The sequence below is a fragment of the Aquimarina macrocephali genome (assembly GCF_051627225.1).
GTDB lineage: Bacteria > Bacteroidota > Bacteroidia > Flavobacteriales > Flavobacteriaceae > Aquimarina > Aquimarina macrocephali.
In genome coordinates this window covers 3,184,817-3,198,680 of record NZ_CP151795.1, presented here as the reverse complement: position 1 = coordinate 3,198,680, position 13,864 = coordinate 3,184,817, and the positions used below count along the sequence as shown (strand labels likewise).

Below are 13,864 nucleotides of genomic sequence, written 5' to 3'. Positions count from 1 at the left end.
GCATCTTTTTATTTTCGTGTAATGCGGTAAAAAGAGTTCCTGAGCACGAATATCTTTTGAAAAAAAATCAAATTTACGTCGATAGTGCTAAAACTAAGGACCCAAAATTGTACAATCAATTATATCAAAAACCAAATACTAAACTATTAGGAATCCCTATTAGACTTCATATTTATAATCTGGCAAGAATAAATCAAGATTCTTTATATCAAGATTGGCTAACGAGGAAACCTAAGCGAAAAAAAAGAATCACTAAGTTCCTTTCAAAAAAACAAGTAGATAGATTGGGTGTAGGACTATCAGGCATTAATGAGTGGGTGAAAAGCACAGGAGAATCTCCTTCAATTATTGATGAGTCTAAAGTAAAACGCTCTATAAAAAGACTACAAGCTTATTATTGGAATAACGGTTGGTTTAATATTGAAGCAGATTATAAGATCAATACAAAGAATGACAAAACTGCAACTGTAGATTATTATGTAAAACCACACGAACCTTATTTCATTGATTCATTAAAAACTAAAATAGAATCCAAGGTTGCTGATTCTATTTACAAATTAAATGCTCAAAAATCTATAATTATTTCGGGAAAACAATATAAGACATTAGATATTGAGACCGAACGAGAACGGCTTACTTCATTATATCGAAATTCTGGATTATTTCACTTCGAAAAAGAATTTATAAAATTTGATGCCGATACTGTTAACACCGATCATAAAGTAAATCTAAATCTACTTATAAAGAATCGCTCTATAACATATGGAGATTCTACCGCTAGAATCCCTTTTAAAGTTCATAAAATAAGTAAAGTAAACATTTACACAGATTATTCTTATCAAAATCGAAATCAAAAACCTAAAGATAGTACTTCGTATAAAGGGTATAATATTTACGGTTTCGAGAAAATAAAATATACTCGTAAAGCGATTACAAATTCTGTTCTCATTACTCCAGGTGAAATTTTCAGAGATAAAGACAGAACATTTACTTATAATCAAATCAATAATTTAAGGACATTTAAATATCCAAACATACGATTTGATATTGACCCTAATGATCCAGCTGGAGAAAACCTTGTTGCCAATATCTTATTAACCCCAAGAAAAAAATACAGTACAAATATAGATTTTGATGTATCGACATCAAATATTCAAGCCTTCGGAATAGGTTTTGGGGGATCTCTTTTGATACGAAATGTTTTTGGAGGTGCCGAAATTTTAGAAATCTCGGCTCGGGGAAGTATTGGATCTTCTAGTGACGCAGTAGATGGCGGTCAAAAATTCTTTAATATATCTGAAGTAGGAGCAGATGTAAAACTATCTTTTCCTAAAATAGTTTTTCCTTTTATAAATCATAAGATTATTCCAAAACATATGTCACCGACTACTAATCTTATTTTTGGAATGAATGTACAGCAAAATATTGGCCTTGATAAACAAAATGCCACAGGAGTATTTAATTATCGATGGAAACCTAGCAATATCCTAACCAATCAATTTGATCTCGTTAACATACAGTATGTAAGAAACCTAAATACTAGCAACTATTTTAACATATACAACACTTCATTTAACAGGTTAAATAATATTGCTACAAAAGTTTTAGAAGCAGATTCACCATTCTTTTCTCAACCAGATACCGGTACTCCAAATATAGACAATGCCGTATTACATATACCTAGTGGAGCAAATGGATTTATAGCAGAATCTTTAAGCTCTGCAGCAGATTCTGATCTAACATCAGATCAATTACAAGAGATTCGAAATATCAACGAAAGAAAGGTAAGGTTAACCGAAGACAATTTAATCTTTGCTTCGAGTTATACCTACACAAAAAACAATAGAGAAAATCTTTATGATGAAAGCTACTCAAGATTTAGAGCAAAAATCGAGTTAGCAGGCAATGTACTAAGTGCAATTTCAAATATATCCGGATTAAAAGAAAATTCTAACAAACGCTTTGAGATATTTGGTGTAGAATTTTCTCAATATGCAAAAACAGAATTGGATTACATAAAACATTGGGATTTAGGACGAAAAAATGTGGTTGCTTTTAGAGCTTTTGGAGGAATTGCGCTTCCCTATGGTAATTCTAATAGTATACCTTTTGCACGAAGTTTCTTTGGTGGTGGTCCTAATGATAACAGAGCGTGGTTAGTATATGATCTTGGACCAGGAAGTACAGGCGGAAGAGATGAGTTTAATGAAGCTAATATGAAAATTGCACTAAATGCAGAGTACCGATACAAGATTCTAGGGTCATTACATGGAGCATTATTTGTTGATGCCGGAAACATTTGGAATGTTTTGGACAATGTAGAAGAAGAAGATGCTATCTTTTCAGAATTAGATGATGTACGGGAAATTGCTCTAGGAAGTGGTTTCGGGTTTCGATATGATTTTAATTTCTTCGTTTTAAGACTTGACATAGGATTTAAAACTTTTAATCCAGCCAACGATCAAAATAAAAGGTGGTTTAAAGGGTATAACTTCTCTGAAGCAGTTTATAATTTTGGAATTAATTATCCTTTTTAGCCATTCATCATATCAGATAGTTTAATTCGAACATCAAAACATTTATATATCTTATTTTTGAGAAAAATCAATAATCCATAATAATTAAAACAACCACAACTCTGCTTGTTTCAATGATTATTTTAATCCTATCGGTTTCCGTATAATTTTACTATTTTTGTAGCCTTATAAACCAAAACTAAATTATGAGTCACAACATCAAACCAGGAGTTGCCGTAGGAGACGAAGTCCAGGCAATTTTTAAATATGCAAAAGAGAAAGCTTTTGCATTACCTGCAGTTAATGTAATCGGTTCTAATTCGATTAATGCCGTTTTAGAAACTGCTGCAGAGTTAAATTCTCCTGTAATTATTCAATTCTCTAACGGAGGAGCACAGTTTAATGCTGGAAAAGGCCTCTCTAATGGAGACCAAAAGGCAGCAATTGCAGGAGCAGTTGCAGGTGCCAAACATGTACATTTAATGGCTGAAGCCTATGGAGTACCAGTAATTTTGCATACTGACCACTGTGCAAAAAAACTACTTCCTTGGATTGATGGCCTATTAGATGCCGGAGAAGAATTTTACAAAGAAACCGGAAAACCATTGTATAGTTCTCATATGATTGATTTATCTGAAGAACCAATCGAAGAAAACATCGAGATCTGTGCAGCATATTTGGCTCGTATGAGCAAAATGGGTATGACCTTAGAAATCGAACTAGGAATCACTGGTGGCGAAGAAGATGGTGTAGATAATAGCGATGTAGATGATTCTAAGCTATATACTCAACCAGAAGAAGTTGCCTACGCCTACGAAGAATTAAGTAAAGTAAGTGATAAATTTACTGTAGCAGCAGCCTTTGGTAATGTTCATGGTGTATACAAGCCAGGTAATGTAAAATTAACACCTAAAATACTTAAAAATTCTCAGGAGTTTATCTCAAAGAAATATGAAGTCGAACATAACCACATCGATTTTGTTTTTCACGGAGGAAGTGGCTCTACTGTTGAAGAAATAAGAGAAGCAATTGGATATGGAGTCATTAAAATGAATATTGACACAGATCTGCAATTTGCATTTAATGAAGGTATTCGAGATTACATGACCAATAATATTGAATATCTAAAGACGCAAATAGGTAATCCTGGTGGATCAGAAGAACCTAATAAAAAGTATTACGATCCCAGAAAATGGTTACGAGAAGGAGAAATTACCTTTAAGAACCGTCTTAAAAAGGCATTCGAGGATTTAAATAATGTAAATACATTATAGAAGACTGAAAAACTTAAGCTGAAACTCCTTAAATGAGTTTCAGCTTTTTTTAATTATAATAAAATTATATGGCTTGGTTTAAGAGAACACAAAAAGGTATACAAACTGCTACCGAAGACAAAAAGGATGTCCCTAAAGGGCTTTGGTATAAATCTCCAACGGGAAAAATTGTAGATGCAGAGCAACTTGAAAAAAACTTCTATGTAAGTCCAGAAGATGGATATCATGTAAGAATAGGTAGTAAAGAATATTTTGAAATCCTATTTGATGACAATAAATTTAAAGAACTTGATAAAGGTGTTACCTCAAAAGACCCTCTTAAATTCGAAGACAAAAAGAAATATGTTGATCGTCTTAAAGACGCGCAAGAAAAAACAAATTTAAAAGATGCCGTAAGAACAGCAGTAGGAAAATCCTTTGGTAATGATTTAGTTATCGCATGTATGGATTTTGCATTTATTGGAGGTTCTATGGGTAGTGTTGTAGGTGAAAAAATCGCAAGAGCTGCTGATTATTCATTAAAGCATAAAATTCCATTTATGATTATCTCTAAATCAGGAGGTGCTCGTATGATGGAAGCAGCATTATCGCTAATGCAATTGGCAAAAACATCTGCTAAGTTAGCTCAATTAGCCGATGCAGGAATACCATATATATCCTTATGTACAGATCCAACAACAGGAGGTACAACAGCTTCTTTTGCCATGTTGGGTGATATTAATATTGCAGAACCAGGAGCATTAATTGGATTTGCTGGCCCGCGTATTGTTAGAGATACCACAGGAAAAGAATTACCTGAAGGTTTTCAAACCGCCGAATTCTTAAAAGAACACGGGTTTCTGGACTTTATAACTCCAAGACACGAACTAAAACAAAAAATAAACCTATATCTAAGTTTAATTCTAAATCGTCCTTTAGCAAATTAAAATATAATATATCAGTTATATAAAAAGGCTCGACTTTAAGTCGGGCCTTTTTATATAATCACATCAAAGACTTGTAGATCAACAGGCTATAATCGAATCTCACGCTCTTCTCCATTATCATTAGTAAATACTGCTAAATTATCGCACTCTTCATTACCATAATCTAACGAACCACTATAATTTGTTCTTACTAACTCAACAACACCACTCACCAAAAATCTACAGCTCGCCTCTCGTCGTAATGGTGTTATAATTGTGGTACTATGTGTGCTTCCATTTTTGAAATTAGTTTCCCAGGCACCTGTAATTAAGAAAACATTATCTCCCCAATTACCATTAAAAGAACCTTCGATCCATTCACGAACCTTCGACCCTGTTCTGGATGCCTGCGTACCATCAGCAAAAGTAACCGTTAAACCAAGACTCATTGTATATTGAGGATTACCATTATCATTAGCTTTTTGTCTGGTTACTATTTTAGATCCAACAAATTGAACATCATCAACAAAAAAGTCTTCGAGAGTATAGTTAATAATCCTTGTCATTGCTTCGGTATCTACCACGTATGACATATTCACCTTTCCTTTTACAATATGCCCTCCTCTAACTTCACATCCTTCAGTGCCAAAATCTACAGTTACTTCTTTAGAAGTATCTGTAACCTCAACGGTTATAGTTGCACAGTCTGGCAAAAAAGGATGTATGGGGCTTTTTACAGCGCTTTCCTCATACTCATACACTTGTAAAAATGTATCACTTATTACCTCGGTCGTATTATCTACCTTGGCATTAAGTTCTGTTTCTTCGGTAGTGAAAGATGTTACCAATTGATCTTCAGTATCATCTTTATTACATCCTACTAAAATCAAAAAAAATAATGCGATTAAACTAAATTTAAATAAGTTACTTTTCATAATATTTAATTTTAACGTTACGATACTAAGACCGTATATTATGCAAAACGTTTAATTGCATTATGTTTTTTCATATAAAATGCATTTCTAATCCAAAAAATATTATATTTGCACGCTAATAGCAAAGAGCTATTTATACATAAAAATCATTTAAATAATATTGGAATGTATTTAACGAAAGAAGTTAAAGAAGAAATCTTCGCAAAGCACGGTAAAGGAAAGAATGACAGTGGTTCTGCAGAAGGTCAAATTGCATTGTTTACGCACAGAATTACTCATCTTACTGAGCACTTAAAAAAGAATCGTAAAGATTTTAATACAGAGCGTTCTTTGGTAAAGCTAGTAGGGAAACGTAGAGATCTGTTAGACTACCTTATTAAAAAGGATATCATGAGATACCGTGCAATTGTAAAAGAATTAGGATTAAGAAAGTAATAAAAAAGAGGCTGCATGCCTCTTTTTTTATATTAAATAATTAAAAAACATTTGTACTTCACTAGAGTATGGATGCATGCCTTAGTTTTTCATTGGTCGCGCAATTACTACAACAACACAACCTTGTCCGTCCGAGTAAGACGGAAACCAATGTTTAATTAAACATATCAGGATTTATCTGTATGATAAAACTGATACGTTAGAATCAAAAAAATTATGATTCCAAAAGTTTATAAAGAGGTCATTGACCTTGGTGACGGTAGAGAAATTTCTATCGAAACCGGAAAATTAGCAAAACAGGCTCATGGTTCTGTTGTTGTACAATCTGGCAAGTGTATGTTATTATGTACAGTTGTTTCAAATTACAAACAAAGTGATGTCGATTTTCTACCATTAACAGTAGATTATAGAGAGAAATTCGCAGCATCTGGTCGTTACCCTGGCGGTTTTTTCAAAAGAGAAGCAAGACCAAGTGATGGTGAAGTACTAACAATGAGGTTGGTAGATCGTGTATTACGACCACTATTCCCAAAAGATTATCACGCAGAAACTCAGGTGATGATCCAGTTAATGTCTCATGATGATGATGTTATGCCTGATGCAATGGCTGGACTAGCAGCATCTGCAGCGATACAATTATCTGATTTCCCTTTTGAATGTGCCATTTCAGAAGCACGCGTAGGACGTGTAAATGGCGAATTTATCATTAACCCAACAAGAGCGCAGTTAGAAGAATCAGATATCGATATGATGATTGGTGCTTCTGCAGATTCTGTAATGATGGTTGAGGGAGAGATGAAAGAGATTAGCGAAGAAGAAATGGTAGAAGCTATCAAATTCGCTCATGATCATATAAAAATACAATGTGCTGCTCAGCTTAAATTAGCCGAAGCCTTCGGAAGAAAAGAAGTTAGAGAGTACGATCCGGAAAGAGAAGATGAAGACTTAGCTAAGAAAATTCATGAAATGGCATATGATAAAGTATATGCTGTTGCAAAAGCGGGATCTTCTAAAAAAGAACGTGGTTTAGCTTTTTCTGAAATAAAAGAAGAAATAAAAGCTACATTTTCTGAAGAAGAACTTGAAGACTTTGGAGATTTAGTATCTAAATATTATTCTAAAGCAGAAAAAGCTGCTATTCGTGATCTTACTTTAAACGAAGGATTACGTCTAGACGGTCGTAAAACTGATGAGATCAGACCAATCTGGTGTGAAGTTGATTATTTACCATCAACTCATGGATCTTCTATATTTACACGAGGAGAAACTCAAGCACTAGCAACAGTGACTTTGGGAACTTCTAGAGAGGCAAATCAAATTGATATGCCATCTTATGAAGGAGAAGAAACATTCTACCTTCACTACAACTTCCCTCCTTTCTGTACTGGTGAAGCAAGACCTATACGAGGAACTTCTCGTAGAGAAGTTGGTCACGGTAACTTGGCACAACGCGCCTTAAAAGGAATGATTCCTGCTGATTGCCCATATACTGTGCGTATAGTATCAGAAGTACTAGAATCTAATGGTTCTTCTTCTATGGCAACTGTATGTTCTGGAACTATGGCATTGATGGACGCCGGGGTACAAATGGTAAAACCAGTTTCTGGTATTGCTATGGGATTAATTTCTGATGGTGAAACAGGAAAATATGCAGTTTTATCTGATATTTTAGGTGATGAAGATCACTTAGGAGATATGGACTTTAAAGTAACTGGTACTGCTGATGGTATTACGGCTTGCCAAATGGATATTAAAGTAAAAGGTCTTTCTTATGAAATTTTGGTAAACGCATTAAAGCAAGCTGCTGATGGTCGTATACATATTCTAGGAAAATTAACAGATACTATTGCATCGCCAAATGCGGATGTAAAATCACATGCACCAAAAATGGTAACTAAAACAATTCCTGGAGACTTTATTGGCGCTTTAATTGGCCCAGGAGGTAAAGTAATTCAAGAATTACAAAAAACTACAGGTACAACTATAGTAATTAATGAAGATCCTGTTACAGAAGAAGGAAATGTAGAAATTCTTGGTACAAGCCAGGAAGGAATTGATGCAGTATTAGCAAAAATCGATTCTATTACTTTTAAACCTGTTGTTGGTAGTGTATATGAAGTGAAAGTAATCAAAATGTTAGATTTTGGTGCTGTAGTAGAATATATGGAAGCTCCTGGTAATGAAGTTTTACTTCACGTTTCAGAATTAGCATGGGAACGCACAGAAAATGTTAGCGATGTTGTAAACATGGGTGATATTTTTGATGTAAAATATTTCGGAATTGATTCTAGAACTCGTAAAGAAAAAGTGTCTAGAAAAGCATTATTACCTAGACCTCCAAGACCAGAAGGTGACAAGCCAAGAGGAGATCGAAAACCTCATAGAGATAAAAAAGAAAATTAATTTTTCTATACTATTTAACAAAACGCCTTCAAGATTCTTGGAGGCGTTTTTTATTTTACTACACACAATCTAAATTCCAAATATCCCTTCCGTATAAATTTTACCAATTATTATTGATTTGGATAAATAAGTTAATGTTACGCAACCATTTAAAGGCTATCAGTCTATAAGACAAAGACTTTAAATAATGCAACTATGACAACGTTTAAAACCCTACTGCTTAGCGCCCTACTAATTTCAATGGTTTCCTGCCATAATGAATCCTTCGATCTATTTCCTGATAATATTCAAAAAATAGAAACAGATTCAGAATTATTTAATTCGTTAAAAAGTATTTCAGAAAGCAAAAATGAAGATAATAAGCCCGTCTGTATCACTTTTGTTTATCCTTTTAATGTATATCTTTTTGATGAAAATTCTGAAATTGTAGATAGCAGAATAGTCTATGATAATATAGATTTTGTGGGACTTCTGGAAGACTCAGAAGGAACTAATAGCGCAATAGGCCTAAGTTATCCTATAACTACCATTCTAGAAGATGGCAGTTCGTTTAGCATCCAGGACAATGCCGAATTAAAAAAAACCATAGAAGCTTGTATCGAATCAGAGATTATTATCTATTGTAATAGAATATTAGAAGAAAATTGCATTTGGAAAATTACCTCTTCAACTAATAATCAAAACTATAATGATGCACTACTAGATTTTTATGACGATGGAACCGGTATTTTTTATGATAATGGTAATGCATACAGAACCTCGTGGATATCCTTTTTCCTTGAAGGTAAATTACATATTAATATTCATCTTGAAGGAAATTCTAAAACAGCCAAAGATTGGAATTTTGATTGGAAAGCCATGATAATAGATGATGAAACTGTAGAAGTATCAAATGAAACCGATAAATATATCATCAAAAGACAATGTAATATTAAAAATTCATGCGATTATGTAGAATTTAAGGAATGTGAATTGAAAAATTTTGAAGATACCGCCAATTTTGTTTTTGATGATTACAAAGACTGTATTCTTTCTTTTCAGGAAAATATAGATCCTTCTTTATTAACATTATCATTTTACCAAACCTATGAGCATGCAGAACAAGAAACAAATATATTAGACTCATCTGTTTATCAAAACACAACTAATCCTCAGTTAGTTTTCGTTAACATCAAAAATACAGATACCAACGAATCTAAAATAATTAGAATAGTTTTATTTGCTGAAGCCTGCGATAATAATAACGAGAGCTAATTGTTATTTTCGGCAATCTTTCCTGAAAACAAGGAAAGATTGCTTTTTTTTAAATCTTTTACGCAACCATTTAAAACAATTCAGTCTAAAAAGTAAACTAGTGATAATTTATGTGGTATTTTAAGTACCACATAGTGAAAATTAAAGGTGAAAATTGAGTTCTTTTTTGTTTATTAAAAATATTTCAGATTTCGATACATAGTCTTTGCTAAGCTTAAAACCAATTGGACACAAGAAAGCTAATTAAGAAGTGCCAAAAAAACAACAGGAAAGCACAAAGTGAATTGTTTCACCTTTATAGGGATATACTATTTGCTTTGAGTCTTAAGTATTGCAAAAATTATGATGAAGCAGAAGATAATTTACAAGACTCCTTTATTACAATTTTTAAAAAGATAAATCAATATAATTTTAAAGGTTCTTTTGAAGGTTGGATGAAAAGGATAACGATTAATAAAGCTATCGATAAATATAAAAAAACATCTTTTACTGATATAAATATCAATGAAGAGAATATCGCAGATACCAAAATTGATCCTGAAACATTAAACCTTTCATTAGATGAATTACTAAAACACATACAGGAATTACCCGACAGATATAGATTGGTTTTTAACTTATATGAACTAGATGAGTATTCTCATAAAGAAATAGCCAAAATGTTACATATTTCTGAAGGGACCTCAAAATCAAACCTACATAGAGCAAAAGTTATACTGAAAACCAAAATAACATCTAGTAACAATTATTTAAAAAAAATTGCAATAAGTAATGGCTGACCCAAAAGACATAGGAAAAGCTTTTAAAGAAAAACTTAAAGGCTTTAATCAATCACCTAGTAATTTATCCTGGGAAGATATCGAACCTAAATTACCCAAAAAAGAAGATAACACGCTTTTTTATTGGGCAAAAGTAGTAGGTGTACTTATATTTCTTTTGTTATTAATACTTTTTGCTGCTAATACATATAACTATAATAGTATCACAGAAAACCCAATTAATACTAAAACAAAAAGACCAGTAGCTCCAGAAAATTGCGAAGAAATAGATCTAGAAAACAACAAACTACAAATATCAGGCAATGAAGATATAACAACAGTATCTATGTCACCCAAATCAAAACCTGATATCAATGATCTATATACAAATAAGGTAGAAAACAATTGGTCTTTACTATATAGTGAAACTAATAATGGTATTGGTTTATCATCAAATAAAAATGTTTCGAATTCTAGTCTTTTAATAACAACAAATAAAATGCCGCTTCCTACTCACAAAACTAATCAACAGGCATCCAGCGCAAAAAAAGGAACCAATAGAGGTATCGAAGAAATAAAAAATAAACCAAACACTTCTATTTCTAGTACAAAAACGAACCCTATAAATGAAGGAACCTCAATATCTTCAACCGTAACTACAAGCCAAACAAAAAATAAAGCAGATCAAGTTTTAAATCACAATCGCAACAGAGCATCTAAAAATGAAAAGCATAAAGAACGTAAAGATGATTCTCTAAAAACTTTAATAACATCCAAAAAGAATACCACTATCACTAACCGTAAGAATAAGGATACATTAGTATATATGAATCCTATAAAGAAAAAACCATTTCAAAAATTTAGCATAGGAGCGCAGGTCATCCCAACATATACTATCGCCCCTAATGGGTCTTTGATAAGCAACCATCTGGCAAAAAACACAAATCGTGGTAGAATAAGTTTGAGCTATGGTGTTCTCTTTAAATCATATTATACAGACAAAATAGCACTAAGGGTTGGATATAACCGACTAAAGTTAAGCAACAAAATAAAAAACATCCAAACTGATCAACTACCTATTATACTTAATGATTTGGGAATAATCTCACCCATTAATGATATTATAGGAAATTCTGAAAAAGTAGATGTAATACAAAAGACAATTTACAACGAAATTTCATTTGGGTTACAATATCAAATCTTAGATAATCAGATTAGCACTTCACTAATAGGAGAATTAAGTTTTCTGTTTCTAGATGAAAATAATATTGCCATAAATACTGCATCTAACAATTTTAAGTTAGGAAGCAATACTAATATTTTGAAAACAAATTTCAGTATTAACATTGGAACAAATCTTCGATATAAGCTATCAAAAAAAGTGTTTTTGAATGTTGAGCCCTTACTTAAGTATCAATTAAAAAATGCTAGTCAAAATTCTGAAAGTTATCGACCTTTGTACTTTACAATTCAAACAGGAGTTTCTTATGAGTTCTAAATAATGTTTCTACAGCATTGTTTTCTACATTCTTTATAAAATTCATTATTTTTTAAATCTTTTTTCAAAAAAAAATATTTTTATAAAAAATAACCAAACTCCCTTATATCCGCAATTGGTAAGGTACAACAAGCTATTCAAAAGATTGTTTTCTATAAAAAAAACAATCTTTTTGTAACATTTCTATAGCATATTACGTATAATAAGTAAAAGGCCCTAAATATTCACAAAATTAAATTTCAAGGAGAACTATAGATGAGACAACTTAAAATTACGAAGCAGGTAACGAATCGTGAGACTGCATCGCTAGATAAGTATTTGCAAGAAATAGGAAAAGTAGACCTTATTACTGCAGATGAAGAGGTGGAATTAGCTCAGCGTATAAAAGCTGGTGATGAGAGAGCTCTTGAAAAACTAACAAAGGCTAACCTTAGATTCGTAGTATCGGTTGCAAAACAATATCAAAATCAAGGTCTTACTCTTCCGGATTTAATTAACGAAGGTAACCTTGGACTAATTAAAGCTGCAAAACGTTTCGATGAAACTCGTGGATTTAAATTTATATCCTATGCCGTATGGTGGATTCGTCAATCTATTCTACAAGCTTTAGCAGAACAATCTCGTATTGTTCGTCTACCATTAAATAAAATTGGTTCGATCAATAAGATCAATAAAACATATGCATTCTTAGAGCAATCACATGAGCGCCCACCAAGTGCCGAAGAAATTGCAAAAGAATTAGACATGACCATCAATGATGTTAAAGAATCAATGAAGAACTCTGGGCGCCATGTAAGTATGGATGCTCCACTTGTTGAAGGAGAAGATTCTAACCTTTATGATGTATTAAACTCTGGAGAGTCACCAAACCCTGATAGAACACTATTGCATGAGTCTCTTCGTACAGAAATAGAACGTGCTCTAGAAACGCTTACTCCTAGAGAAGCAGATGTAATACGATTATATTTTGGTCTTGGAGATCAACATCCAATGACTCTTGAAGAAATTGGAGAAACTTTTGATCTTACACGTGAACGTGTGCGTCAAATCAAAGAAAAAGCAATTCGAAGATTAAAACATACATCTAGAAGTAAAATATTAAAGACTTATTTAGGATAAATTCCTAAATTGCGGTTACAAACAGTTTTATAACATAACTGTTCGTTTTTTGATTGATGAATGACCTCCGGCTGATTACCGGAGGTTTTTTCTTACGGTAATCCGTAAAAATCTTACGGTAACCCGTAAAAAATTCATTTTTAGATCTAAAAATGAAGAATTTCCCTTACAGAACCCCCAATATTTTGGCAAAAGTATCTCAAAATTCGTATCTTTAAGTAGCTACCCCCCCTTCTTAATATATTGTTCATTATGAGATATATAATAAGCTATGTTAGCACGGTAAATCCAAACATATCAAATTCTGATATGACAGAGCTTATGGATTATATTAGACTTAACAATAATACAATTGGCCTTATGGGAATATTAATATATTCTGAAGGAAATTTTTTTCAAATTCTCGAAGGTGAAGAACAAGTCGTTAAAATGATGTTCGAAAAAATAAGAAAAGATTATCGACACCATAATATTATTAAGATGCTGGATAAAGAAATAATGGGTTCTTCTTTTTCAGAATCTCGTTCTTCTTTCACTGTAATATCCGATCATTACAATCAAAGTGAATTACATCAATTCTTAAAAAAAGAACAAGAAAATAACCCTGAACATTATAAAAGTATTTCCTACCTAGCTCAAAAATTCATGAAATTTAATTAAGAGCATCATAGATTTTAAAAACAAAACACTCTCCAATATAAAACTTATACTATTTATCTTTTTAAATTTACTAGAACAGAAAAATCAGTTTTTTTTACTCTAATAAA

The 13,864-nt window shown here is 32.3% G+C and carries 11 protein-coding genes; 10 read left to right on the top strand and 1 reads right to left on the bottom strand.

Annotated features, from left to right (window positions below; genetic code table 11):
- The first annotated feature begins 56 nt into the window (after positions 1–56).
- The 3 genes from AAFU52_RS13780 (at position 57) to accD (ending at position 4,716) form a co-directional block, all read left to right on the top strand.
- Positions 57–2,537, top strand: a complete 2,481-nt coding sequence (locus AAFU52_RS13780) for a BamA/TamA family outer membrane protein (protein ID WP_438422320.1) — start codon at positions 57–59, stop codon at positions 2,535–2,537.
- Between the two features lie 185 nt (positions 2,538–2,722).
- A complete protein-coding gene (gene fbaA / locus AAFU52_RS13775; RefSeq protein ID WP_438422319.1) occupies positions 2,723–3,790 on the top strand; it encodes a class II fructose-bisphosphate aldolase in 1,068 nt (355 codons plus the stop codon).
- Between the two features lie 68 nt (positions 3,791–3,858).
- Entirely contained in the window at positions 3,859–4,716 is an 858-nt protein-coding gene (gene accD / locus AAFU52_RS13770) for an acetyl-CoA carboxylase, carboxyltransferase subunit beta (RefSeq protein WP_024772561.1), read from the top strand.
- A gap of 86 nt (positions 4,717–4,802) precedes the next feature.
- Here accD and AAFU52_RS13765 read toward each other — a convergent pair whose 3' ends face one another.
- Positions 4,803–5,630: a hypothetical protein gene (locus AAFU52_RS13765; RefSeq protein ID WP_438422318.1), complete on the bottom strand. Its 828-nt coding sequence runs from the start codon at positions 5,628–5,630 to the stop codon at positions 4,803–4,805.
- 165 nt (positions 5,631–5,795) lie between these two features.
- Here AAFU52_RS13765 and rpsO point away from each other — a divergent pair, with 165 nt between their 5' ends.
- The 7 genes from rpsO (at position 5,796) to AAFU52_RS13730 (ending at position 13,757) form a co-directional block, all read left to right on the top strand.
- The gene (gene rpsO, locus AAFU52_RS13760) at positions 5,796–6,065 is read left to right on the top strand and encodes a 30S ribosomal protein S15 (RefSeq protein ID WP_024772559.1); all 270 of its coding nucleotides are present in this window, start codon (positions 5,796–5,798) and stop codon (positions 6,063–6,065) included.
- Between the two features lie 216 nt (positions 6,066–6,281).
- A complete protein-coding gene (locus AAFU52_RS13755) occupies positions 6,282–8,468 on the top strand; it encodes a polyribonucleotide nucleotidyltransferase (protein ID WP_438422317.1) in 2,187 nt (728 codons plus the stop codon).
- Between the two features lie 195 nt (positions 8,469–8,663).
- Positions 8,664–9,722, top strand: a complete 1,059-nt coding sequence (locus AAFU52_RS13750; RefSeq protein WP_024772557.1) for a hypothetical protein — start codon at positions 8,664–8,666, stop codon at positions 9,720–9,722.
- 224 nt (positions 9,723–9,946) lie between these two features.
- A complete protein-coding gene (locus tag AAFU52_RS13745; RefSeq protein ID WP_024772556.1) occupies positions 9,947–10,501 on the top strand; it encodes an RNA polymerase sigma factor in 555 nt (184 codons plus the stop codon).
- Positions 10,494–11,978, top strand: coding sequence for a hypothetical protein (locus tag AAFU52_RS13740; RefSeq protein WP_438422316.1), 1,485 nt, complete (start codon positions 10,494–10,496; stop codon positions 11,976–11,978). The genes AAFU52_RS13745 and AAFU52_RS13740 overlap by 8 nt, the downstream gene beginning before the upstream one ends.
- A 255-nt stretch (positions 11,979–12,233) precedes the next feature.
- Positions 12,234–13,097, top strand: a complete 864-nt coding sequence (locus tag AAFU52_RS13735) for a sigma-70 family RNA polymerase sigma factor (protein ID WP_024772554.1) — start codon at positions 12,234–12,236, stop codon at positions 13,095–13,097.
- A 252-nt stretch (positions 13,098–13,349) separates the two neighbouring features.
- Positions 13,350–13,757, top strand: a complete 408-nt coding sequence (locus AAFU52_RS13730; protein WP_051473886.1) for a BLUF domain-containing protein — start codon at positions 13,350–13,352, stop codon at positions 13,755–13,757.
- Positions 13,758–13,864 lie beyond the last annotated feature (107 nt).

Excerpts from the sequence above, each read along its gene's own strand:
- AAFU52_RS13765 (WP_438422318.1), bottom strand. The coding sequence starts at position 5,630 with ATGAAAAGTAACTTATTTAAATTTAGTTTAATCGCATTATTTTTTTTG.
- AAFU52_RS13750 (WP_024772557.1), top strand. The coding sequence starts at position 8,664 with ATGACAACGTTTAAAACCCTACTGCTTAGCGCCCTACTAATTTCAATG.
- accD (WP_024772561.1), top strand. The coding sequence starts at position 3,859 with ATGGCTTGGTTTAAGAGAACACAAAAAGGTATACAAACTGCTACCGAA.
- fbaA (WP_438422319.1), top strand. The coding sequence starts at position 2,723 with ATGAGTCACAACATCAAACCAGGAGTTGCCGTAGGAGACGAAGTCCAG.
- AAFU52_RS13730 (WP_051473886.1), top strand. The coding sequence starts at position 13,350 with ATGAGATATATAATAAGCTATGTTAGCACGGTAAATCCAAACATATCA.
- AAFU52_RS13755 (WP_438422317.1), top strand. The coding sequence starts at position 6,282 with ATGATTCCAAAAGTTTATAAAGAGGTCATTGACCTTGGTGACGGTAGA.
- AAFU52_RS13735 (WP_024772554.1), top strand. The coding sequence starts at position 12,234 with ATGAGACAACTTAAAATTACGAAGCAGGTAACGAATCGTGAGACTGCA.
- AAFU52_RS13740 (WP_438422316.1), top strand. The coding sequence starts at position 10,494 with ATGGCTGACCCAAAAGACATAGGAAAAGCTTTTAAAGAAAAACTTAAA.
- rpsO (WP_024772559.1), top strand. The coding sequence starts at position 5,796 with ATGTATTTAACGAAAGAAGTTAAAGAAGAAATCTTCGCAAAGCACGGT.